The sequence below is a fragment of the Pseudoalteromonas sp. 120-MNA-CIBAN-0494 genome, assembly GCF_040308885.1.
Lineage (GTDB): Bacteria > Pseudomonadota > Gammaproteobacteria > Enterobacterales > Alteromonadaceae > Pseudoalteromonas > Pseudoalteromonas nigrifaciens.
Genome location: NZ_JBEOOE010000023.1, coordinates 1 through 25,000, shown reverse-complemented (window position 1 = coordinate 25,000; position 25,000 = coordinate 1). Strand labels below are relative to the sequence as shown.

Annotated in this window: 19 protein-coding genes; 12 read left to right on the top strand and 7 right to left on the bottom strand. The window is 40.0% G+C overall.

Annotation, left to right across the window (positions count from 1 at the left end):
- Positions 1-272: 272 nt before the first annotated feature.
- From AAEY55_RS13150 to AAEY55_RS13125, 6 genes are all read left to right on the top strand, one after another.
- A complete protein-coding gene (locus AAEY55_RS13150) occupies positions 273-953 on the top strand; it encodes an HAD family phosphatase (protein ID WP_089369143.1) in 681 nt (226 codons plus the stop codon).
- A 179-nt stretch (positions 954-1,132) separates the two neighbouring features.
- Positions 1,133-2,854, top strand: a complete 1,722-nt coding sequence (locus AAEY55_RS13145) for a hypothetical protein (RefSeq protein WP_350551733.1) — start codon at positions 1,133-1,135, stop codon at positions 2,852-2,854.
- Between the two features lie 60 nt (positions 2,855-2,914).
- Positions 2,915-4,438, top strand: coding sequence for a mannitol dehydrogenase family protein (locus AAEY55_RS13140; protein WP_350545282.1), 1,524 nt, complete (start codon positions 2,915-2,917; stop codon positions 4,436-4,438).
- Between the two features lie 2 nt (positions 4,439-4,440).
- On the top strand, positions 4,441-5,355 hold the full coding sequence (locus AAEY55_RS13135) for a carbohydrate kinase (protein WP_182679116.1): 915 nt from the start codon (positions 4,441-4,443) through the stop codon (positions 5,353-5,355).
- Positions 5,356-5,657: 302 nt separating this feature from the next.
- Entirely contained in the window at positions 5,658-7,130 is a 1,473-nt protein-coding gene (locus AAEY55_RS13130) for a carbon starvation protein A (RefSeq protein ID WP_086996854.1), read from the top strand.
- A gap of 175 nt (positions 7,131-7,305) precedes the next feature.
- The gene (locus tag AAEY55_RS13125; RefSeq protein ID WP_350545286.1) at positions 7,306-7,998 is read left to right on the top strand and encodes a cupin domain-containing protein; all 693 of its coding nucleotides are present in this window, start codon (positions 7,306-7,308) and stop codon (positions 7,996-7,998) included.
- Between the two features lie 235 nt (positions 7,999-8,233).
- Here the strand turns inward: AAEY55_RS13125 and AAEY55_RS13120 are convergent, their stop codons facing one another.
- The 3 genes from AAEY55_RS13120 to AAEY55_RS13110 form a co-directional block, all read right to left on the bottom strand.
- The gene (locus AAEY55_RS13120) at positions 8,234-9,181 is read right to left on the bottom strand and encodes a carbohydrate kinase (RefSeq protein WP_350551730.1); all 948 of its coding nucleotides are present in this window, start codon (positions 9,179-9,181) and stop codon (positions 8,234-8,236) included.
- A gap of 111 nt (positions 9,182-9,292) precedes the next feature.
- Positions 9,293-11,677 carry a TonB-dependent receptor gene (locus tag AAEY55_RS13115; protein ID WP_339685559.1) on the bottom strand — a complete coding sequence of 795 codons (2,385 nt, stop codon included), beginning with the start codon at positions 11,675-11,677 and terminating at the stop codon, positions 9,293-9,295.
- Positions 11,678-11,848: 171 nt separating this feature from the next.
- Complete coding sequence (locus AAEY55_RS13110) at positions 11,849-13,075, bottom strand: sugar MFS transporter (protein WP_024597775.1); 1,227 nt, start codon at positions 13,073-13,075, stop codon at positions 11,849-11,851.
- A 176-nt stretch (positions 13,076-13,251) separates the two neighbouring features.
- Here AAEY55_RS13110 and gtfA point away from each other — a divergent pair, with 176 nt between their 5' ends.
- The gene (gtfA, locus tag AAEY55_RS13105) at positions 13,252-14,724 is read left to right on the top strand and encodes a sucrose phosphorylase (RefSeq protein ID WP_024605392.1); all 1,473 of its coding nucleotides are present in this window, start codon (positions 13,252-13,254) and stop codon (positions 14,722-14,724) included.
- Positions 14,725-14,819: 95 nt separating this feature from the next.
- Here gtfA and AAEY55_RS13100 read toward each other — a convergent pair whose 3' ends face one another.
- Complete coding sequence (locus tag AAEY55_RS13100) at positions 14,820-15,851, bottom strand: LacI family DNA-binding transcriptional regulator (RefSeq protein WP_182194981.1); 1,032 nt, start codon at positions 15,849-15,851, stop codon at positions 14,820-14,822.
- Between the two features lie 114 nt (positions 15,852-15,965).
- On the bottom strand, positions 15,966-16,865 hold the full coding sequence (locus AAEY55_RS13095; RefSeq protein ID WP_010553616.1) for a LysR family transcriptional regulator: 900 nt from the start codon (positions 16,863-16,865) through the stop codon (positions 15,966-15,968).
- A 97-nt stretch (positions 16,866-16,962) separates the two neighbouring features.
- Between AAEY55_RS13095 and AAEY55_RS13090 the strand changes: the two genes are divergently transcribed.
- Entirely contained in the window at positions 16,963-17,838 is an 876-nt protein-coding gene (locus tag AAEY55_RS13090) for a DMT family transporter (RefSeq protein ID WP_010553617.1), read from the top strand.
- 82 nt (positions 17,839-17,920) lie between these two features.
- Here AAEY55_RS13090 and AAEY55_RS13085 read toward each other — a convergent pair whose 3' ends face one another.
- Positions 17,921-19,141, bottom strand: coding sequence for a Xaa-Pro peptidase family protein (locus AAEY55_RS13085; RefSeq protein ID WP_350551727.1), 1,221 nt, complete (start codon positions 19,139-19,141; stop codon positions 17,921-17,923).
- Between the two features lie 188 nt (positions 19,142-19,329).
- Here AAEY55_RS13085 and AAEY55_RS13080 point away from each other — a divergent pair, with 188 nt between their 5' ends.
- The 3 genes from AAEY55_RS13080 to AAEY55_RS13070 all read left to right on the top strand — a co-directional run bounded on the left by AAEY55_RS13080 (position 19,330) and on the right by AAEY55_RS13070 (position 21,739).
- Positions 19,330-19,725: a hypothetical protein gene (locus tag AAEY55_RS13080; RefSeq protein WP_033012968.1), complete on the top strand. Its 396-nt coding sequence runs from the start codon at positions 19,330-19,332 to the stop codon at positions 19,723-19,725.
- Positions 19,726-20,415: 690 nt separating this feature from the next.
- Positions 20,416-20,670 carry a hypothetical protein gene (locus AAEY55_RS13075; protein ID WP_024597732.1) on the top strand — a complete coding sequence of 85 codons (255 nt, stop codon included), beginning with the start codon at positions 20,416-20,418 and terminating at the stop codon, positions 20,668-20,670.
- Complete coding sequence (locus AAEY55_RS13070) at positions 20,642-21,739, top strand: carbohydrate porin (protein WP_080668950.1); 1,098 nt, start codon at positions 20,642-20,644, stop codon at positions 21,737-21,739. Before AAEY55_RS13075 ends, AAEY55_RS13070 begins: the two co-directional genes overlap by 29 nt.
- A 110-nt stretch (positions 21,740-21,849) precedes the next feature.
- Here the strand turns inward: AAEY55_RS13070 and AAEY55_RS13065 are convergent, their stop codons facing one another.
- On the bottom strand, positions 21,850-22,752 hold the full coding sequence (locus AAEY55_RS13065; RefSeq protein WP_350551751.1) for an AraC family transcriptional regulator: 903 nt from the start codon (positions 22,750-22,752) through the stop codon (positions 21,850-21,852).
- Positions 22,753-22,937: 185 nt separating this feature from the next.
- Between AAEY55_RS13065 and AAEY55_RS13060 the strand changes: the two genes are divergently transcribed.
- The gene (locus AAEY55_RS13060) at positions 22,938-24,458 is read left to right on the top strand and encodes an aldehyde dehydrogenase family protein (protein WP_011329851.1); all 1,521 of its coding nucleotides are present in this window, start codon (positions 22,938-22,940) and stop codon (positions 24,456-24,458) included.
- Positions 24,459-25,000: the final 542 nt, after the last annotated feature.

Sequence of the window (25,000 nt, the reverse complement as noted above, 5' to 3'; positions counted from 1 at the left end):
TAAAGTTGATTAAATAGATTGGAATAATTCATAAATAAGATTGCAAGAGGGGCTTAAAATATACTTTTAGATCCAATTTTAGGTTTATATATTTTTTGTAAACTTGATTAAATACAGCGGCTTTTAGTTTTGTTTATTTATGTTTGTAGTAGCGACAAGTAAATTCGTTCACTTTTTGTTGACATTCAAAAACAACAAAGGGAATATGCTCGCTAGCCGGGCTTATGCTCATCTGGTGTTTTGCACAAAAAGTAAATGTTTAAGGTAACCCAATGAACGCTAAAATTGATTTAGTAATATTTGATTGCGATGGGGTAGTCATCGACAGTGAAATACTCAGCGCTCAAGTGTTGATTGATATGCTTGCGTATTTAACGGTTAACATTGACCGCGGATATGTACAGCAACACTTTTTGGGGTGTAATTTTAAAACCGTAAGTCAAAAAATCCAAAACGCCTTTAATGTCACTTTGCCAAATAGCTTTGAAGATGATTACCGAGAAGCGCTCTTAAACGAGTTTGGTTCAGCGCTCAGTACAACCGATGGCATAAACGAAGTACTTAATAACTTAGCTGTGCCCAAATGTATTGCCACAAGTAGCAGTCCAGCACGTACAGCTAAAGCATTAGATATAGTTAATTTAAGTAACTGTTTTAGCAATACGATATTTACCAGCAGTGAAGTAAAGCGTGGTAAACCCGCCCCCGACTTATTTTTACATGCAGCTAAGCAAATGGGCGTAAAACCAGAGCATTGCTTGGTAATTGAGGACAGCGAAGCTGGCGTATGTGCAGCCATAAATGCCAATATGCAAGTACTGCATTACAGTGGCGGGCAGCACATGCAAACGGCCATTAACTATGTTCATAAAGCGTATCCAAATATTGCTCACTTAACTCATTGGCAGCAGTTTTTTACAGCTTATCCTGCACTTAAAAGTAAAAACATTTAAACATGGCTACTTATACCAACACACATTTATAGGGTTTATAAGTGGCAAAATATAAGCGTTGTTAGTACTGGTATTAATTATAAAAACTAAAACAAGTGGTTACGCGTTTATAAAACTAAATTATAAGAAGCAAAGTCTTTAGGTATTAAGTACTTTGCTGTTAACAACTAGGAAATACCATGGCAACGAGTCCACACACACACACATTTAAAGATGTAAACGAAGAGCAACTTCCGGTTGCTAATAATAAGCTTCACGGCTGGAAACATTTTGCAGGGCTATACGCTGGTGAACATGTTGCTGCCACTGAATTTGTTATTGGCGCAACCTTTGTTGCATTAGGCGCATCAACCATCGACATTCTATTGGGGTTATTAATAGGTAACCTGTTAGCAATGTGTTCTTGGTGGCTAATTACGGCACCCATTGCAGTACAAACCCGCTTAAGTTTATATAACTACTTAAACAAAATTGCTGGTAACTCAATGACCAAGCTCTATAACTGGGCTAATGTAGTTATTTTTAGTGTTATATCAGCGGCCATGATCACGGTATCCTCCACGGCCGTGCGGTTTTTGTTCGACATACCCGCGCAGCTTGATTGGTATCCAAACAGTTTTTGGTTTGTCGCTATTGTTTTAGCCGTTGGCTCTATTGTTGTATTTGTTGCTATGTATGGCTTTTCAACCGTTGCTGACTTTTCAAAACTGTGCGCGCCCTGGCTATTTGTTATATTTATTGCAGGCTCGTTCGCGTTATTCCCTGAACTTTCAAACCACGTATTAGGGTCTACCTCTTTAACTAGCTTTAGCGACTTTATGACCATAGGCGACTCCTCCATCTGGACGGGCACCAAGGCCGATGGTGAAAAAGGCATTGGCCTACTAGAAGTGATTGGCTTTGCATGGGCTGCTAACTCAATTACTCACTTTGGTTTAATCGACATGGCTATTTTTAGATTTGCTAAACGCAAAAGCTATGGCTTGTTCTCTGGTGTGGGTATGTTTTTTGGTCATTACTTAGCGTGGATCTCTGCTGGTATTATGGGCGCAGGTGTTGCGGTATTACTTAAAACAACCATTTCGTCACTTGATCCGGGCGATGTTGCATACCATGCATTAGGTTGGACTGGCTTTGTTATTGTAATTATTGCCGGTTGGACTACAGCTAACGCAAACCTTTACCGCGCTGGCCTTGCAGCACAATCTATATTTGTTAATCAGTCACGTGAGCGCACCACCGCCATAGTAGGTGTGGTAACCGTAATTATTGCGTGCTTCCCGTTTGTATTTTCACAAATGCTACCACTACTTACCTACGCCGGTTTATTAGTTGTGCCAGTGGGCGGCATTGTATTTGCCGAGCATGTGTTATTTCCTAAAATTGGCTTAACACGTTACTGGGCTAAATATAAAAATATTACCCGCAGCATCCCTGCTATTGCCTCATGGGCACTTGCACTTGTGTTCGGTTTTGGCTTAAACGCAATTGATATAATGTCGTTTTACTACTTGTTTATTCCTACCTGGATTTTCACCATCGTTATTTACACACTTTTAGCTAAAAAATACGGTGCCGGTGAAGATTACACGCAAGAGATTGCAGCAGAAGAGCAAGAGCAACGTAATATTAAAGAATATCAAGCAGCTGAGGCTAAAGACATTCCAAAGCCAGTAATTGATAGCTCTGTATTTACCAAAGTTCTTAATGGCATATCGACTATTTCATTAGTGATTATTTTTATATTTGCCAGCCAAGTGATGTTTTTCAGTGACACTATGGTGATGTACAGCGCTAATAAGTCGCAGTTCGAAATTGCCTGTTTTATTTGTACTGTTATTTATTTTGTTACTGCGTACTGGTCGTTAAAACGCCATAAAGTACTCAATACAGCATCGTAATTACTTATCGTAATACAGTATCGTAATTTATATTTTATTTTTGTTTAGTAAGGTCGCACCATGACGCAACATCAACACACAAACGCTCTTGTTACAGGGCTAAACCAACAAAGCTTGGCTCAATTACCAAGCCATGTTGACACACCAAGTTACGACCGTAGCGCCGTTAAAGCGGGGATTATTCATATTGGCGTGGGCGGTTTTCATCGTGCTCACCAAGCGGTATATGTTAACGAGCTTTTAAAAACCCCAGGCTCTGAGCAGTGGGGCATATGTGGTGTTGGCCTGTTAGAGGGTAACCGTGGTCTGCGTGATATTTTAAAGCAGCAAGATTACCTTTACACGCTAACTGTTAGACACCCAGACGGTAAAATAGATAACAAAGTAATTGGCTCAATGATCGACTTTTTGTTTGCTCCAGAGGACAAACAAGCGGTAATTAATAAACTCGCACACAGCGATACTAAAATTGTATCGCTTACTATTACCGAAGGCGGTTATAACTTTAACCCGGCAACGGGTGAGTTTGATTACAGCAATCCAGATATTATTAACGACATTAATAACCCGAACGACCCAATTACGGCGTTTGGTTACATTACTGCTGCGTTAAAACTGCGTAAAGAGCAAGGCTTGGGCGCGTTTACAGTACAGTCGTGCGATAACATTCAGCATAATGGTAACGTAACACGTAAAATGCTTTTAGCCTTTGCCTCAGAGCAAGACAAAAACCTAAGTGAGTGGATTGAGCAAAACGTATCGTTTCCAAATGCGATGGTTGACCGCATAACACCGGTATCTAAAAAGAGTGATATTGATTACGTGGTTGATGCCTATGGTGTTAGCGACGAGTGGCCAATTACTTGTGAGTCGTTTACACAATGGGTAATAGAGGACACATTTAGTGACTCTCGCCCAAATTGGGATGTTGTTGGTGCACAGTTTGTAACTGATGTGACGCCTTATGAAACCATGAAAATACGTTTACTTAATGCTGGGCATTCTGTGCTTGGTTTATTAGGTTCAATTCATGGTTATGGCACAATTGACGAAACGGTATCTGATGAATTATTTGCCACATACCTACGTGCTTTTATGGATAAAGAAGTAACGCCAAACCTTGAACCGCTTGAAGGTATTGATCTTCAAAGCTACAAAGATACGTTAATAGAGCGTTTTGCTAACCCTAATATTAAAGACAGCCTGGCGCGTATTTGCAGTGAAAGCTCAGCTAAATTACCTAAATTTATTATTGCTACAATTAACGAAAACCTAGTACAAGGTCGAGATATATCGTTGGCAACACTTGTCATTGCTACTTGGTGTTTATACAGCGATAAAGGTGTAAGTGAAAAAGGCGAAAAGCTTGAAATTCAAGATGCTATGCAAAAAGAGCTAAATGCATACGCGCAGCAAAGCCAAGCTAACCCAACTGCATTTTTAAAGCTAGCAAGCTTGTTTGGTAAGCTTGAGCATAACGAAACGTTTACTGCTGAATATAAAAAGTCGATTGCTGCGTTGTATGCACCTAATAGTAAAATTAAAGCCATTATGCAGGCTGTACTTGATCAAAAGAGTAACTAATTATGAGCATTTTAATTAATCATAAATCAGGCGAAAACGTAAGTGTTAGCTGTTTTGGCGAAGTACTGTGGGATTGTTTTGATTCAGGTAAACGCTTAGGTGGCGCGCCACTTAACATGTGTGTGCGTATTAACTCACTTGGCATTAAAGCCGACATGATCAGCGCTGTTGGTAACGACGAGTTAGGCGCTGAGCTACTAGGCGAAATTACTAGCAAAGGCGTAAGCTGCGAATACATTGCTATTAATAGTGACAAAAAAACTAGCACGGTTGAGGTAACGCTCGACAGTGGTGGCTCTGCAAGTTATGAAATAGTGGCAGACTCTGCGTGGGATAATATAGCGCTTACCGATGAGTTACTTAGTAAAGTTAAAAGTAGCGATGTATTTGTATTTGGCAGCCTAATAGGGCGAAGCGAAACGTCTTTGGCAACATTAAATCAATTAGTTGATGTAGCAAACTTTAAAGTATTTGACGTAAACCTACGTGCGCCTCACTACACATTAGCAACACTCGTAGATTTAATGAACAAAGCCGACTTCATCAAATTAAACGATGAAGAGCTATACGAAATTGCTAAAGCTATGGGTTGTAAGTTTCATTCGCTTGAGCAAAACTTAGCCTTTATTGCTGCACAAACTAATACCGAATATTTATGTGTAACTAAAGGCAGCCATGGCGCATTACTCACCATTAAAGGCGAAAACTACTATAACTCAGGCTATTTAATTAGTGTTGTTGATACAGTTGGCGCAGGGGATTCGTTTTTAGGCTCGTTAATTTATCAGCTGTGCAGTAGTGATTGCGCACAACATGCGGTTGACTTTGCTTGCGCTGTTGGTGCTATGGTCGCCGAAAGTGCCGGAGCAACACCTACTTTAACGCATCAACAAATAAATGAGTTTATGAACCCATAAATAAATTGGTGATAAGGTATTATTAATTTTTATCGATAACTTATCGGGCAGATTAAAAAAGGCAGATTTACTCAGTAAAACTGCCTTTTTTATTACTCTAAATCTTTACATTCTGCACAGTTAATACTCAATAAGGCCACGAAATAGGTCTAAGTTATTTTATTCGACTATAGTATTAGCTAAACGTCTTATAGTAAGAATATTAATCCTTTGTTAATGTTCGTCGATTATTCACGGAATGAAAGGCCGGAGCGGCAAACAGTGCGCTCTTTAATACAAATACAAAAAGAGAAACATGCTTTATGATCATCTTTTTTATCTGCATCACAATTTTAATACTGGGTTACAAATTTTATAGTCCCTTTGTTGAAAAGCAAGCAGGTTTAGACTCAACGATTGAAACACCACAAAAGCGCTTTAGCGAAGGTGTTGATTACGTGGCTATTCATCCTGTGCGTGCATTTTTAATTCAATTTTTAAACATCGCCGGTGTAGGTCCTATTTTTGGTCCTATTCTTGGTGCCTTATACGGACCCGTTGCACTAGTTTGGATTGTACTAGGTAACGTGTTAGGTGGTGCTGTTCACGACTTCTTCTCAGGTGTTATGAGTATAAAAGAAGACGGAAAAAGCCTGCCAGAAATAGCCGGGCATTACTACAATATTGTATTTAAAGGCTTTATGCTGATATTTACTGCCATGCTACTGTTTTTTGTAGGTGTAGTATTTATTATGAGCCCTGCGGGCTTATTAAGTAACCTTGATTTTTTTGAAGGTACAATGCTGGCAAATAACACCTTTTGGGTGTTGGCTATTTTAGCGTATTACTTTTTAGCGACCTTGCTACCAATTGATAAAATTATTACTAAGTTTTACCCAATTTTTGGCGCTTTAATGATTGTAATGACTGTTGCTATTGCAGTTTCGTTATTGATTAACGCGCCACACTTACCCGTTGCAGGTGACTTTTTAGCTTACTTTAGTGGTGACCATGCACATGACTTTTTAGAGCCAAATCCGGATGGTTTACCTACGTGGCCATTGTTATTTATAACAATTACCTGTGGCGCTATTAGTGGTTTTCACTCAACGCAAGCACCTATTATTGCACGCTGTTTAACAAACGAAAAATATGTACGCCCGGTATATTACGGCGCCATGATGTGTGAAGGTATTGTTGGTTGTGTTTGGGCACTTGCTGGTATTGCTGCATTCCCAGAAGGTTATGCCGGTTTAAAAGCATTACTTGATCAAGGTGGCCCAGGTTTAGTGGTTAATCATATTGCTAATAGCTACTTAGGTGTATTTGGTGGTGTTATGGCTATTATTGCTGTAGCTGTATTCCCAATTACTTCAGGTGATACTGCGTTCCGTTCACTGCGTTTAACCGTGGTTGATGCGTTTAATATTCCGCAAAGCTTACGTAACCGCTTATTAGTAGCGATTCCAATTTTAGCAATTGCTTACTTTATGACTAAACTCGACTTCTCGCTTATTTGGCGCTACTTTGCGTTCTCAAACATGCTGCTTTCTACTAGCGTATTATGGCTGGCAACTAAGTACTTGTTTGACCGCGGTGCATTCCATTGGATTGCCAGTATTCCTGCAGTAATTGCTACAGCAGTGACGCTTTCATACATTATGACAGCGGCAATTGGTCTTAACTTATCAAGTGATATGGGTAAGCCAATTGGTGCAGTGGTAGCGGTAATTGGTTTTATTACACTTGCCATAGTGCACTCTAAGCACAAAGGCAGAGTAAAAGTTATTAATTAAAAAATGATCATAAATTATAAGTGTTAATTAAAAACGAGCAGCTAAACCTGCTCGTTTTTTATGCCCAATAATAAAGCTCCATCACACTTACGGCTAAATAACATGACTTAATTTAATGCCACTAATATAACTGCTATTATTTGTTAATTGCTTTAACTGAGTTAGGAAGTACAAAATGAAAATAGCCGCTGATTTTAGTAAGCGCGTTGTTGTACATAGTGAAAAACTAGAGTGGGTAGCCTCGCCAATAGCGGGAGTGCATAGACGCCCTTTAGATAGAGTAGGCGATGAAGTTGCTCGCGCCACAAGCATAGTACGTTATGCGCCTGGTAGTGAATTTTCGCCGCATGTACATACAGGTGGTGAAGAGTTTTTAGTGCTCGATGGCGTATTTCAAGATGAGCACGGCGATTACCCTGTAGGTAGTTATATTCGCAATCCTCCCCAGTCAAAGCACAAACCGGGATCTCAGGGGGGCTGCGTAATATTTGTAAAATTGTGGCAGTTTCAACCACAAGATAGACAGCATGTGTGTTTACACACTAAAAAAATGCAAGGCGTTACGCACCCCCAGTTTAATAATGTTAGCGTAATTTCTTTATATAAAGATAACTTTGAAGAGGTAAGCTTACTGCACTTTAAACCTAACGCCGACATGGTTATAAATGCAAAGGATGGGGCTGAGCTGTTAGTACTTGAGGGATTGCTTAACGAGCAAACAGATACCCTTATTAAAAATACCTGGTTAAGAGTGCCTATTAATAGCACTGTTAATGCTAAAGCAGGAAGTACAGGCGCAACAGTCTGGCTTAAAACCGGTTATTTAACTGATGTAGCAAACCAAATCACTCGATTAAAAAATGCATAATTAATCACTTCAAATGAAGTAGCAAAACACCCGTTATAGCTGATCTTTGAGTTGTATCAGTATGGGCCTTAAGCTATCACCTATACTCAAAGAAAATCATATTTTGCGAGGTTCGATATCTTTAAAATACCACCGCAACTATAGATTGATTAGCAGTTTCGCTGTAAACCTTTGTCCTATGAGAAGTCACACGGATAAATTACTTTAAAGCCTCATAATATGGGGCTTTAATCGTTTAAATTACATCAGCTAATACAGGTAATGCCGGAAAGGCTCCTTTAGTTAAACAGGCTTTTGAGCCACATTTAAGAGCAAAGTGCAGGGCGTCTTTTACGCTCGCTTTATCATTTAGTTTATCTGCTAGTGGTAAATCACTTCCCAATTTATTTAAGTAGTATAAAACCCCCGCTATAAATGCATCACCCGCGCTTGTTGTATCTACGGCGTTTATTTTTGGTGCCGATTCGTTAAGTGTAAATGCGCTGTGGTAAACCTTTGCAGGCTCTGGCCCATCGGTTAAAAACACCAGTTTTACTCCGGTATTTAATAGTGTTTGAATGTAATCATCGCTCGTTGTATCGCTATGTTGGGCTAAAAAATTAAGCTCATCACGCGAGAGTTTTACTATGTCACAATAGGTGTAACAAGCTTTTACATTGCTTGCTATATCGTTTGTGTTTTCCCACAAGCTGTAGCGTAAATTCACATCAAAACTGACGAGCTTATTATTCGCTTTTGCAAGTTCTAGCGCTTTAACCGTTGTGCTGGCAATGGCTGATTCGGTCAATGTGTTTGAGCAAAAGTGTAGTGTACTTATTTCTTGCCAATTTATACGCACTAAATGCGCCTGGGTTAATAGTACATCGGCTGTGTTATGGCGATAAAAGCCAAAACTACGCTCGCCGGTTTCATCAAGGCTTACTATAACCATAGCGGTTTGTGAGCCTGCAATGGTAAATAAATAGTCTGTATTTACATTGTATTGCGCTAATGCATTACTTAATTGATTGGCAAAATGATCGTCCCCTCTACCACCACAAAATGCAGCTACACCTCCGAGTTTTGCATAGCCAACAGCTACATTGGCAGGTGCGCCACCTGGTATAGGTAAATAGGCAGAGTTATTCGCATCTTGTGGCAGCATATCAATTAATAGCTCGCCTAAGCACAGAAGTTTGGTCATTTGGAATATCCTAAAAAGCCTAGCAAGGCTAGGCTAAAAAACGTGAAGGGTGTTAATTATTCATACTTTAAAAGGCGCTACAGTGACTACTCACCGCAGCGCAATACACATTTAGTTAAAAGCGTATTTTAAAGTTACCGACGTTGTGCGGCCGTTAATAGCACGGGCACGAATAATGTTGTTTTCAGGTACTGAGCCTTCTTCTGCTTCTGTAATACCTACTGTATCAAATAGGTTGTTCACATTAAGCGCAATATTAAGGTTTTCAGATAAATCATAGCTTACAAAGCCATTTACCTGTGTGTAGCCGTCAAATTGCAAGTCGTTATTATCTTGAGCGTACGCATCGGTAGTACCAATGAAACTTACCCCTGCAGCGCCTTTTTCATAGTTGTAACGTGCCATTAATGAGTAAATTAAATCGGCTTGACGACGTGGCGTATTACCTACAACATCTGGGTTAAGCGCATCTTTTGCTATTTCTGCATCGGTCCAGGTTAAATTACCGCGAAAATCCCATGCATCAATAAAGTAAGTAGATTCTATTTCAATCCCTTTTGCTTCGTATTCACGGTCAAAAAATGTTTGTGATGTTGCTTCAAAGTTTTGCTCTTCAGTTTCGGCAAAAAACGCAGTAGCAAATACTGATAACGAATCAAAGCGCTTCTTAACACCAAACTCAAACTGGTTTACTTCATCAACAGCGTCTTCTTTTGCAACAGAGCCGTCGGCGCGTACTTTACCAAATAAAAGACGGTCAGCATTTGCACGACCACCTTTACTAATACGTGCAAACGTAGCAAGGCTTGGGTCAATTTGATAATTAGCACCAATTGAATAAGAAGAATAGTTCCAGTCATAATTTACTGGACTTGCGTTTGCAGTATCAATACCTGCAACGTTTTGCTCAGGGATTGATATTTCACCGTCGCGGTTCATATCTACTGTTGAAGTCACTGCACCTGCGTATGTTCCGCGAGCTTCACCGCTATCGTAGCGAGCACTAGCATCAATACTGACATCACCTAGCTTAGTAGAAAATGCTACGTAAGGGGCGCGTGTATCGTATTCCGTATCGTAATCACGTTGGCAGCAGTTACCAAATGCACTGTAAGCGTATAAACCGTTTTCAGATAACTCAGTGCCATCGGCACCTGTTACATTTAATAATGCAGCATTGTCACCCTTGAGCTCCATTACGTAAGAGTTCCATAACCACGACATCGCAATGTTTTGCGTAGATGCATAGTAACCAAATGTAAGACTGGTATCATCGTCGAACGATTTAGTTAATTTAAAGTCATTAACTATAGATCCAAAGTCATTCATTGTGACATCAAATGTCACCATCTTCATTGCTAAACCATCGTTAAACGCTTCACCGGTGTTCGCGTTACTCAAGGTTGCACCTGCGCCACCAATGCTTTCTGCTATTGATGTTGCACTGCCTACTTGTTCTGTGAAAGGTGAATTAAAGTTACCGCTAATTGATGATTTACGAAAACGGTTTTCGATACGCCAATCGTTATCTAAATCAAATACAGCTTCGAAACCAACAGAGTCAACCTTTGGATTCATACCATCGTGGATATCGCCGCTACTGATTTGGTTTTCACTATTTAAACGTACTGTTTTAGTAAATAACGCTGAGTGAGGTGTGTCTGATTGCGCATCAAAGCCAGCAATAGAGTCACCATTTGAGTACATTGGCATAGGAAGGTAGCCAACACTTTTATCGTCTAAGTGTTTGTAATAAAGGCGCACGTAACCGTTGTCGAAATCTTTAGTAAGGTTAGCTTTTATTTGGCCACCTTTATTAGACGTGTAACCTGTTTCGCGCGGGCCTTCGCCTTGACGAACAAAACCACCAACATGAAAACGCACGCTATCGGTTAAGTAAGTACCGTATTCGAAGTCTGTACGAACGCTGTCATAATCTAGGCCTAGAGTTGTAGACACACTGCCAGATTCGCTTTTGCCATTTTTAGAGATAAAGTTAATAATGCCACCAGGTGCATTACTTGCTGCAGTAGATGCTGAGCCACCACGAATCGATTCGATAGTCTGCACCGTATTATCTAATCGCATAAAAATATCTGAATTACCAAAGGCAACATCACCAAACTGCATAACAGGAAGGCCATCTTCTTGTAGTTGTAAAAACTTAGCGCCACCCGATGCTACAGGTAAACCACGAACAGCAATGTTAGCGTTACCTTCGCCGCCAGTTGATTCGGCGCGAACACCCGGAATAATTCTAAATGCTTCAGCCGTTGAGCGAGGTGTAGACACCTCTACTTGTTCAAGCGATAAACTGCTTACTGATGAACTCGACGCCATAATGGTTGTTCGGCGAGGTACACCGGTAACAACAATTGTTTCAAGGCCCTTGTTGGCTTGGACTTTGGTTTCTTGCTCATCTTGTGCATGAACGCCTTGGCTTACAGCAAGTGCCAAAGCACTGATTAAATATAAAGGTGTGTGGTGTGTTGTCATGTTAACGCCTCATTGTGTTGAACCCAATAGGATTTGTTATTTTTACTTAATCGATTAAGTAAAAATAACAAATATTTTACAATAAGCAAATCATTTTGTGTTTAATTTGTTCTTTTATTATTCATATGTTGATTTTAAAAGTGTTTTTTATTGTATTGAGATACAAGTTTATTAAGCTGTTGGGTTACTTTCTTGTAAAGCACTCATTGATGGGTCGCGTAAATAATTGAACAACATAGCTACAAATAAAATCACGGCAAACCCTGTTGCTAAGTAAAAGCCATAGCGCACATGGCCAAAGTAATCGCTGATCATACCCATAAATAAAGGAGCTAAAGCAGCTGATAATGCGGTGAAAAATAATATAACGCCGGCTACGGCTCCATGGCGCTCAGCAGGAAAACACGATATACCTTTAGAGTTTAAAGTTGGATAAACCATAGACATAAATAAACCTGAAAGAGGTAATAACCCTACAGCCCAATCAACCCCCCCAATAAGTGTGCCCACATAACAAAGCGCAATACCTAAGCTTAAATAAGCCATAACACCTTGCCAGCTATAACGGTTTAGTAACCATACGGCAATAAAACGACCTGCAGCACGTAGTATAAAAAATATAGTAAGTGCATAAGTTGCAAGGAGCGGCCAAGAGCCTGTGTAGTCCTTTAATAGCGTTGGCATCCATACATAAATAGCCACTTCAGTCGCTACATAAAGTGCAATAGCCAAAGAAAAGCCAAGTGCATAGGGGTTTTTTACCATTTTTAGGGTGGTGGCCAAAGAGGCTGGCTTTTCAGTTGTTTTTACTACGTCAGGGTAGTCTGCGCGCCATGCTAATAAAGCAAGAATTAAACACATTACGCCCGCAGTAATATACAGGTATGTCCAACTTACGTTTTGCACTAATAAAACACCAACTAGGGCAGGGCCTACAATAGCGCCAATGCCAAAAAAGCCCTCAACCTTGTTCATGGTTTTAGTGTGGTCGTCGTTACTATGCGAAATATCGCCAAGCAATGCCAGTGCGCCGGTTTTAAATAAACCAATGGCCAAGCCTATGCAGCAAAGCAATACTAAAAAGAAAGTAAAACTGGTGCTAAATGCAAATAAAAAACAACTCGCAGAAAATATTAATAGACCTAGCATAATGGTTTTCTTACGGCCAAGGCTGTCAGCTAAAAAGCCTAAAAATAAGCCACTAAAGGCTATTAATGCCATGGGAGCGTAATGAAATGCACTAGCTTGAGTCATGCTCAAACCGAAATCTTTTATAAGTTCGGGGATTATCATGCCGACTGCGTCAGAGGTCATGGCAAACATAAAAAACATCATGTATGTAAGCCAGCGTATTTGTTGCAGTGGGTCGCTGCTTACGTGTGTGTGTGATTTTGTCATGTGTTTATTCCTCGTTAAATTCTCTATTAACACTTCGTAAGTCAGTCAGTTGCTTACTGTAGTATTACGTGAGCCACGAAATTTGTATGTAAAATTATTAAAAATTACTTGTAAATTCTTACTCGCTAGTTAAAGATATATCTTAATCGATTAAGTTTCAACATGGTAATCACACAATGATGAAGAATAAAGTTCAATTGATCACATACGCTGATCGAATCACTGGCCAAAATATAGGCGCGCTAACTACACTTTTAAACGGCCCTTTAAAAGGCGTATTTGGTGGTGTGCACTTATTGCCATTTTACAATCCTATTGATGGCAGCGATGCTGGCTTTGACCCTATTGATCATAGTGAAGTTGATTCTAGAATAGGTACTTGGGAAGACATACAAGTATTAGGTAAAGATCTCGACTTAATGGCAGACCTAATTGTTAACCATGTATCGGCGCAGTCTTTTCAGTTTCAAGATGTATTAGCTAAAGGTAAGCAATCAGAATTTTGGGATTTATTTTTAACCAAAGAAGATGTATTTCCAAATGGTATGAGCGAAGCTGAGCAAAAAGCAATTTACCGCCCACGCCCAGGTAGCTGTTTTACGCCAATGCATTGTGGCGACGGCCAAACGTATGATTTTTGGACCACTTTTACCGACAATCAAATCGATATAAACGTAAAAGCAGAAGCCGGTGTTGCGTATTTAAATAACGTACTTACTAAATTTTCGGCTAACAATGTAAATATTATTCGTTTAGATGCGGCGGGCTACGCCATTAAGCAAGCGGGCACTAATTGCTTTATGCTTGATGAAACATTTGGTTACCTAGATAACTTATCTAAGCAAGCAAACGATTTAGGCATGGAAACCATTGCAGAAATACATAGCCATTATCAAACTCAGGTAGAAGTGGCAAAACGTGTAAATATGGTTTACGACTTTGCGTTACCACCACTTATTTTACACAGCTTATTTAACAACGATGTAGATGCACTGCTCAAATGGTTACAAATTTCGCCACGCAATTGCTTAACCGTACTTGATACACACGACGGTATTGGCATTATTGACGCAGGTCCAATGGGCGACAAGCCAGGGCTATTAAATGCACAGCAGATTGATAACCTAGTAGAAACAATGCACGCCAACAGTAACAACCAAAGCCGCCAAGCTACGGGCGCTGCGGCGAGTAATGTCGACTTATATCAAGTTAACTGTACGTACTACAACGCATTAGGCGCTAAAGACTTTGATTACTTACTGTCGCGTGCAATTCAATTTTTTGCACCAGGTGTACCACAAGTATATTACGGCGGCTTATTTGCCTGTGAAAATGATATGGATCTATTAGCTAATACAAATGTTGGCCGTGATATTAACCGCCCATATTTAGATGCAAATATAATCGACAAAGCCTTGAATAAGCCTGTAGTAAAAGGTTTAATTGAATTAATTAAAATTCGCAATTCACACCCCGCGTTTGCAGGTGAATTTAGTGCCCAAGGTGAAGGCAGTATGTGTTGTTTATCGTGGCAACTAGGTGAGCAAACTATTTCACTTACTGTTGATTTTAAATTACGCCATGCACTGATTACGCAGCTAAACGGTGATGAAGAAACAACGATTAACTTAAATTCATTTTTAGCTTAATGCTGTAAAAGTAATTTATAAACGCCATGTAAAACAAAAGCCAAGCTACTTAAGCTTGGCTTTTTAATACATAAAACAATTACAAGGCTTGTAAGCTAACTACTCGCACCAATCTCTAATTCGTAACTGACTTCCTGAGTTTTTTCTTCTTTAGAAATAAATAATTCAGCGGCTATAACGCCTTTTTCTTGGCTGTTTTGATGAATAGTGGTTAGGCGAGGTACAAACCGGGCTGCTTCATCAATACCATCAAAGCCCACAATACGCAGTTCTTCACCTATTTTTATGCCTTGCTTTATTGCTTCTCGCATTGTGGCAAGGGCAATTAAATCACTCATACAAATTATAACGTTAGGATGCGGTGATGCACTAAGTACTTCTTTTGCAGCAATATTGGCAAAACGTTCGCTACTTTCAGGTATATTCCAAATACGATCGTCAGCTACCGTAATATTTGCCTCGCTTAAAGCGCGTTGATAACCACGTAAACGTTGATGAGAAATAGATTGTCCGGCTTCAAATTCGTAATGCTCATACACGCGGCACAATACGTTTTCATCAAGTAATCTAAGTCCCAAAATAGCGACTTTATCATTTTGATTATGTATAACGTGCCTAGCAATTTCGTAACTGGCTTGCTCATTATTTATATTTACAGAGGCATTGCGGGCTATATCAAAGTCAATAGTCACCACATGTTTAGACACTATTTTTAACTGCTCAACCAATGCATTATTACGAGGACGGCCATAACAAATAAAACCATCAACAAAGTCGACTATGTTATTAAGGGTATCGCTATTACCTGAAAACAATAAAACATTAATGCCGTTTTTTTCAAGCACCGAAGTAACACCGCGCATAAAGCTGCTAGCCACAGGATCCGACACCATGTATTCCACACTATCGGGCAGTACTAAAGCGACAATATTAAATGTGCCATTACGCAATGATTGCGCGGCCTTATTAGGCCCGTAATAGCCCAAATTTTTACACGCTGCAAGAATATCTTCTCGGCGTTTAGCCGATAGCTGATCAGGGCGATTAAACGCATTAGAAACCGTAGCATTAGACACACCTAATTCTAGAGCGATACTTTTTAAGGTCCAGTGGGCCGGTTTTCTCATGAGTTATGATTATCCTTTAAAAAGACTGTGCTTAAATTAATAGAGATAGTATAAAATCAAATAATAGTTATAGCTATAAACTGGCATAAAGTATGATGACTTAATACTTTCATTTTATTTTTTAACCTCGGCCCACTGGGCTTTTAGCCAGCGGCTTAGGGTAATAATATCGGTTTGTTTTGCTCGCGATTTTTTATATACAAAATAAAATTTACAGCCGGTTTCAACTCCATGCAGTGGCAACTTAACTAAGTGGTTATCGTGCTGTGAGGCAATAAAAAACGCATCAATAAGCGTAATACCTAAATTATAACGCGCAGCTTCTGCGGCCAGTATAACGTGACTAAAGTGATTAACTCTTACGTTTTTAGGCAGCTCAAAGCCGCCGCTTTTACACCATTGCTGCCAGTCATTGGTGCTACGTTGCTCTGACTCATCATACTGCACCGACAACAGCGGGTGCTTCCATAATTCATTGGGCAGCGATTGATTTTTTAATTGCTGCCACATGCCTTTGCCACAAGCAGGGTAAAGCTTTTCTGCAAATAAAAATAAGCTGACAAACTCACCTTTAGGTGGCGTTGTGGTAATAAAACAATCGGCAACACGGTCGCTAAAATCCGCCTCATCTACAATCATATTTAAAGTTAAGTCGATATCTGGCGAGTCATGTTTAAAGCTTTCTAATCGCGGTATTAACCACTTTACAGCTAATGAGCTATAAAGTGCTAAACGAATATGCCCAGGCTCGCCGTAACGTATTTTTTGTGTGGCAGAGGCTAAACTGGTTAATGAATGACTCACTTCTTGATAGTAACGATTGCCCGCGTCGGTTAACGAAAAGCTACGGCCACTGCGGTTAAATAGCGGCTCGTTTAAATATTGCTCTAGTAATTTAACCTGATGGCTCACGGCACTTTGCGTCACATTTAGATGTTCTGCTGCTTTAGAAAAACTATTTAATCGCGCTACAGATTCAAAACACTGAACAGCACGTAATGGGGGCAATTTCATTATTAGTTAAACTCATACTAAAAGTATTTTAATCATTATACATAATTAAACGAATTGCTCTATGCTAGCGTTTTTAATTTGCGGGCACGGAGTAACAATGCAAAAAATATCGGTTGGCTTAGGCATGACATTACTTGTGGTGGGTAATATTATTGCGGTTTTTTCTGATGCTATAATCAAAACTTTACCAGCAGAAAGTCCCACGTTTCAGTTTGTATTTATGCGCCAACTTACCGCAGTATTAATTTTGCTCCCGTTTTGTTTGTCGGCGAATAAAAAACATTTATTTGCCGGTTTAAAATGGCATGCGGTACGCGGACATGTATGGTTATTTGGTATTATATTTATGGTGTTTGCGCTCAAAGCTTTACCGCTTGCAACCGCTAACGCTATTTTTTATGCAGCGCCTTTATTAATGCTGCCTTTAGCAGTAATGATATTTCGTGAACAGCTAACAAAAAGCAGCATAGCTGTGGCTGTTATTGGCTTTATAGGGGTACTTATTGTTATTCAGCCTACCGACATTAATTGGGCGGCTATATTTGCACTTGTAGTCGCAATTACACTGGCAATAAATAATGTACTAATACGAAAGTTACCTAAACACCATAGTATTATGCAAACTTTGTTACTTACCAATTTAGTAGGTATGCCTGTGGGATTAGGTTTGGCGCTGTGGGAAAACGAGCCATGGCATTGGGCCGCACTTATTACTGCGTTTGGCTCTACACTGTTTATTTTAATTTATGCGGGAATTTGCGTGTATGTTTATAGCAAAATCGAATCGAGCCAAGTTGCTAGCGCTGAATATAGTGGCTTAGTGGCAGCTGTCGTTGTTGGGTTATTTTGGTTTGGCGAAGTACCTACACTTGGCTTAATAATTGGCGCATCGTTAATTATTTTACCCTTAGTATGGTTGGCTAACGTACAAAAAAACAAACAGCGATTGGTTAAACGTCAACTCACAAAATAAACTACTGCGCGTGGTGTGCACTGCGCAGTAGTAAATAGTCGTTTAAGCCAAATAAACAAATGTAAGTTAATTAGAGCTTATATTACCTTTGTAAACCAAACGGGTCGTCAATACTGTGGCTAGGCTCGGTAAACCATTTTGCACCACTGTCGGTCATATAAAAATGATCTTCTAAGCGCACCCCAAATTCATCCGGTATAACCAGCATTGGCTCGTTACTAAAACACATGCCAGCGGCTAGTGGCGTTTTATTACCGCCTACCAAATAAGGCCATTCGTGAATATCTAAACCAATGCCGTGGCCTGTACGGTGCGGGCAACCAGGTGTTTGATAATCAGGGCCTAAACCTTGCTCAGCTAAGTAGCTGCGCGCAGCTGTATCTACGTCTTCACATGGCACGCCAATTTTTGCTGCATTGAAAGCTGCAATTTGTGCTGCTTTTTCATTATTCCAAAATTGACGTTGGCGATCAGTTGCTTCACCAAACACATAAGTGCGGGTAATATCAGATAAGTAATCATGTACTTTACAGCCAGTATCAATAAGTACCATGTCGCCTTTTTTGAGGATTTGCGGATCTTTTACCCCATGCGGAAATGACGTTGCAAGCCCAAATAACACGATACAAAAGTAGTTACCCGGCGCGCCTACTTTTTGATGCGCTAGCTTTATAAACTCTTCAACTTCAGTGGTACTAATACCCTCGTGCAGCATGCTTGCCGTAGCTTGGTGAACCACTAAGGTCATATCCATAGCGCGTTGCATTAATGCCAGCTCATTGGCTGATTTATGCATTCTACAATGTGCTGTAACAGGTTGAGCATTCACTAAATTTAAGCCCGTTTGCGCTTTATTAATACCATCAAAAATAAAGAACTGCGCGCTTTCGTCAATACCAATAGTGCCATTAGCCGCAATACCCATTTCCGTTAATATATTAACAAATAACTGATATGGGTTTTGATGCTCTTGCCAACCACGGATTGGCCCGTCAATTACTTTAAAACCATTGAGTGAGCCAATTTCAAAATAAGGAGCTATGTATTGCACTTCACCTTTAGCAGGCAAAATTGCGCCAACTAAACGCTCACTTGCATACCAACGCATACCGGTAAAATAGGCGAGGTTAGTACCTGCATTTAAATAAATGGCATCAATGCCATTGTTTTGCATATACGTTTGCGCTTTGGCTATACGAGATAAATATTCTGCCGGTTGAATAGGGGTTAAATCGCTGGTCATATTGCTTAAGCTAGCGAGTGCTTGTTCTTTGGTTTGGGTGCCAATACCAATTGTGGTCATAATGATCTCCTCTTTTATGCGGCTATTGTGCTTGTGCGGCAGGTTAACTGCAAGTTGCTTGCGGTAAAACTTTGTAATCTGAGCATGTATTTAATAAAGCCAATGCGCTATATTAATCTAAGTGCTAGGCAGTTTGATTGCTGCGTATGTTGTTAGTAAACTATAAAAATAAAAACAAAGGTGGGTGTATGGCTCTGTTGTGGTTGGGGGTTTTATTTATAATAATTGGCACTTTGCCATTTGTACGCTGGTTAAAATGTAAAGTAAGTAAACGCCACTGGCGGGTTTGTGTGGTAGAACAAATAACTGCCGTGGCAAATAATCAAATAACAGCACCCGAAATGTTGCATCAGCCAACTATGCTAGTGAGTTTTCGTTTTGATGGGCAGGTGCACAGTGTATTAGTGGAATATCGTGAAAAAATGTTTACCCGTTTTAAACAAGGTAAAACCTGCACACTGTTAGTTGACAAAAATAACCCGCAGCAGGTTTATAATAACGCAATACTTTGGCAAAGCTACGGATTAGTATGGTTATTAGCCGGTATTAGTTTATGTGCTTTTAGTTATTTTAGTTTGATTTAGCTTGATTTAAATCCCCTCGTTATCCCTTAATAGCGTTTAAGTGCAGCGCTTTTGAGGGAGCTTATCATGCGTTTTATTACTCTGTTTACTCTTCTTTTATTTCATCCTAACCCTCGTTTTACAGCTACCAGATTAATTTTACAGTTGCGCAGATAATCAAAAAACTCGTCATTAGTTTAATTATTGCGCGGTGGTTTTTCACGCTGAAATGTAAGTAAGTGGGCTCATTGTTTCCTCTGTGTTTTTGTTATGTTTACTTTGTGTTTTCCTTTTTTAATCAATGGTTTGTGACCCCTGTAAAATCTTATACTATCGCTGTTTGCTATATTGAATAACCCTCAGTGGTTGGATAAAATCCTTTTCAAATTGGTTATTACTGATCACAGCTCATTTACTACGAGTTATCGTAGCTGATCATTATTAGCGCCAAAATAGTTAGCTTAAAGTTAACGGCTTTATGCCTTTAATTTTTACTGACACAAAGTTAACTAAAAACTCCATCTTTAAAAGTAACTAATTTCGTATTTGTAGCTAGCAACCAGCACTGCTTAGCTAAATTACGGCTGCATTTTAATTAAATAGCGCTGCAAATACATTTAATGTAACCCCACAACGACTATGGTAAACATGAAATATAACAAACGAATTAAACCCTCTTTATCACTACTTTCAATATTATGCGCAGCTACAATGAGTGTTCACGCAGCAGAGCGCCCCGCTGGTTTATCGGATGAAGATATTGCATACGTTAAACAGTTAATTAATAATGAAATGCAAGCGCAGGATGAGGCTAAAGCTAAGCAAGAATTGGATAATGGGTTTGAATTTAATGGGTATTTTCGCTCAGGTACAAACACCATTATAGGGAGTGGCAGTAAAAATAATGGCTCTTGTTATTCACTAAACTACCCTAAAAATGATGGGGGTTTATTATCGCTTAGGTAACGAATGCAGAGACTACAGCGAGTTTCAGCTGACTAAAAAACAGCAGCTAAATGGGGTTAATTTTAAAGCCGTATTTATGATGGACTTTGCCGGGGATTCAAGAGATCCAACCGCAATGGAGGAGTGGTCTAGACGCTCAAGGCAGCTTTATGTAGAAACAGACAACTTACTCGATAATGGTACGCTATGGATTGGCCGCAGATATTATTACGATAAGGCAGTTGGTAGCGTACATATATTAGATTACAAACATATGCAAAGCTCGGGTAACGGCGTGGGTGTGTCCGACATTACGGTAAATGAAACCGATAAGCTGCATCTTGCTGCCATCACTTATGGTGGCGAGGGCGAACTTACAGGTAACAAAGCCACTGCAGATACTAACTATCAAAACTTTATGGCCGACGTACGCTATGAAATGGATGTAGGCGATGCGGGTAAAGTGGTATTTGCACTGCAAAACTTATTTGTAAATGATGCAATTGATGAAGCAGGGCTTACCGATGGCAGAACGTTTACAGTGCAATGGCAAAAGCAGTTAGGCAATGTTGATCAAAAAACAGTGATTCAATATGGTACCGGCGCCATGGCGCAAAACCCAGGCGCTGCCGGTACTGATGGCGGAAGCTTTGATTATGCCGCAGATAGCAGCTCAAGTGGCTTTCGTATTTTTAATAATGGCTTAATTGATATTACCGAAAAATTTAAACTAGATTACATGGTAATGTACGAAAAATCATCTGATTACCACACCCTAAAAAGTGTTGGTGTGCGCCCGCATTATTCAATATCGCCACATTGGAGTGTGCTTGGTGAATTGGGTTATAACGCTTATCAAACCAAAACAAACGGCATTGAAAATGATGAGCAAACACTTATGAAATATGCGCTAGCATTACAAGCAACAGCCGACTCTACCGAATATTGGTCGCGTCCATCATTACGCTTTTATCTAAGTAACTTTGATTGGAACAAGGCTGCTGGGCAAGAATCTGGGTTAAGTGTTGCAGGCAAAGAGGGCGACGAAAGTGCCTTAGTTGCAGGCGCTCAGGTTGAAATTTGGTTTTAATACGCAGTATTAATGCGCCATAAAAAATACAATAAAATAAGTTTCGTAGGCGTATTTAGTGCCTACGAAACGTTAATTAACCTCGCTATAAAATTAATCTAAACCACCACTTAATGGTTTTTCTTGGCAATGTTTGCTGGTGGTACGCCATAGGCTTGTTTAAATAATCGGCTAAAATGGCTAGGGCAATTAAAACCCAGCTCATAACACGCTTGGCTAACCGTGCGCCCCTGTAACAATTTACTATAGGCTTTTTTAAGCCTAAGTTGCTGTTGCCACAGTGATGGGCTCGTACCAAACGCCAACTTAAATTGTTGATAAAACTTGCTGCGACTCATACAGGCAATTTTACACAGCCTCTCTATATCCAATGCTTCATTTAAGTGCTCTTCTATGTATTGCAACGCATTATTTACCGGTGTTTTAAGCTGCGGATTATTGCCGTGTTTTAGCAATAAATCTCGACTTTGCTGCTGTAGCAAACGGGTAATAAGCTCGTTTAACGATAAGTCGATTAAATAACCTCGCTGCTCGTCGGGCTCACTAAATAAATGCACCATACGCGCTAAAAGTTGTTGGGTTTGGATATTGTGCTGGCTATGTACCAGCTGTGGTGTATAGGCAAATAAGTCATCGCTGGCAAAGCGTTGCTCAATATTGAGTGCATTAGCCACCTGCGTTATTTTGTCTGTGCTTATTTCAATAGCAAGGCAGGTAGTAGGCGCGTTTAAAGATGCTTGTTCAAAGTCAATTAATACCCCTTGCTCTGGTGCTAATACAAAGGATTCGTGAGGTAAAAATGCCTTATGATATTGGCAGCTCTCTACATGCATTACCTTTTTACCACTAAGCATGGCGCAAAAAAGTAATTCTTTTGAATGCAAAGCTACTTTTTGCGCATTTTCATAAGTATCGTAAATACTTAGCTCGCTATTATCGGCAGCAAAGGTCACTTTATTTTCAATTAGCACCTTTAATTGCTGGCGTTGCTTATTTAATTGCGGAGTATGCATTTTAATCCCTTTTAAATCTGGACTCATAGACAACTTTTGTGGACAGCAATACATGCTTTTAAGTGTTTGATAGTCTAATGTCAATCAATGCTGATTAATTATAAAACAGCACTTGATTAAATATAAAGCAAAAAGACTTATTTAATAGCTCGACTTTTAGCTAATAACAACAAGAGAGTGTCACTATGATTTATGCAAATCCAGGCGAAAAAGATGCACTAATTACCTTTAAAGCGCAATACGAAAACTACATTGGTGGAGAATGGGTAAAGCCAGTAAACGGCCAGTACTTTGAAAATATTAGCCCTGTAAACGGCAAAGTGTTTTGCAAAGTAGCGCGCTCCGACAAAGACGACATTGAACTTGCGCTCGACAAAGCCCATGCAGTAAAAGCGCAGTGGGGCACCACATCGGTTACCGATCGTAGTAACGTATTACTAAAAATAGCCGACCGTATTGAACAAAATTTAGAGTTACTTGCGGTTGCCGAAACGTGGGACAACGGCAAAGCAATTCGCGAAACACTCGCGGCCGATATTCCACTAGCCGCCGATCACTTTCGTTATTTTGCAGGTTGCCTGCGCTCACAAGAGGGCGGTATTAGTGAAATTGATGAAACTACCGTTGCCTATCATTTTAATGAACCGTTAGGTGTAGTTGGGCAAATAATTCCGTGGAACTTCCCTATACTAATGGCAGCGTGGAAGCTAGCCCCAGCCTTAGCTGCGGGTAACTGTGTAATACTAAAACCAGCAGAGCAAACCCCTGCCTCTATTTTAGTGCTGATGGAAGTGATTGGCGACTTATTGCCAGCGGGCGTACTCAACGTAGTTAATGGCTTTGGAAAAGAAGCAGGTGAAGCTTTGGCTACCAACACCCGCATTGCTAAAATCGCCTTTACGGGGTCTACCCCAGTGGGTTCACATATTTTAAAATGCGCCGCCGAAAATATTATTCCGTCAACGGTAGAGCTAGGTGGTAAGTCACCCAATATTTTCTTTAGCGATGTAATGGACAAAGACGACGCGTTTTTATCTAAAGCAATAGAGGGCGCAATATTGGCCTACTTTAACCAAGGTGAAGTATGTACTTGCCCATCGCGACTATTTATTCAAGAAGATATTTACGAGCAATTTATTGAACGCATTTTACAGCGTACAGCACAAATTAAACGCGGTAACCCGCTAGATACCGAAACCATGGTAGGTGCGCAGGCGTCTAAAGCGCAATTCGATAAAATATTAAGCTACATCGAAATTGGTAAAAAAGAAGGTGCCGAAGTACTTACTGGTGGTAACGTAGAGCAGTTAAGCGATGATCTTAACGGCGGATATTACATTCAGCCTACGCTATTAAAAGGCACCAACGACATGCGGGTATTCCAAGAAGAGATTTTTGGCCCGGTTATTTCAATGTCGACCTTTAAAGACGAAGCCGAAGCGTTGGCACTTGCCAATAGCTCTGAATTTGGTTTAGGCGCCGGTGTATGGAGCCGCAACATGAACCAAGCGTATCGTATGGGGCGTAAAATTGAGGCAGGCCGTGTATGGACTAACTGCTACCACATGTATCCGGCCCACGCCGCGTTTGGCGGTTATAAAAAATCAGGTATTGGTCGCGAAAACCACAAACTCGCACTGGGTCACTACCAACAAACTAAAAACCTATTAGTAAGCTACAGCGAAGATCCGCTCGGCTTCTTTTAATTTTAAGTACAAAGTTAAAATAAACAACCGTTAAGTAATGACAGCGCTGCATATTTGCAGCGCTTTTTTGTACATTGATTTAATTAATTTAAAACGACTCAACCGCGTTATCGCTCTTAGCACTAGGATAGTGCGTACCATGAAATTACATAAAAGTTGTAACCCATACTCATTGAAGGTAAGCATCAATCGTGTTTTTGCACACTTTTCATTATATGTGTTCTTTTTTCCGTGTTAAAAAAGGGTGTTTCACACCAGCTAAATTTTATAATTAATAACTGTATAAATTGGCAATAGTTGCGGTTTTGTCCGATAACATTATTAAAAGTCGTTTTGGGGCATTTTAACAAGGGCAATTTTATAACACACGTAATTACTTGTTTACATTAGAGTTGTTTGATGGAATTATTAAGCTATGTAATATACGCCGTTTTGGGGGGTTATAAACCCCCATAGTGGTGTTCTATAAGCTGTTGAACAAAGCCGCTACGCGGAGCTAGCAACTTCTAGCATAATTGCCACACTTGTCATTGGGACTTCCC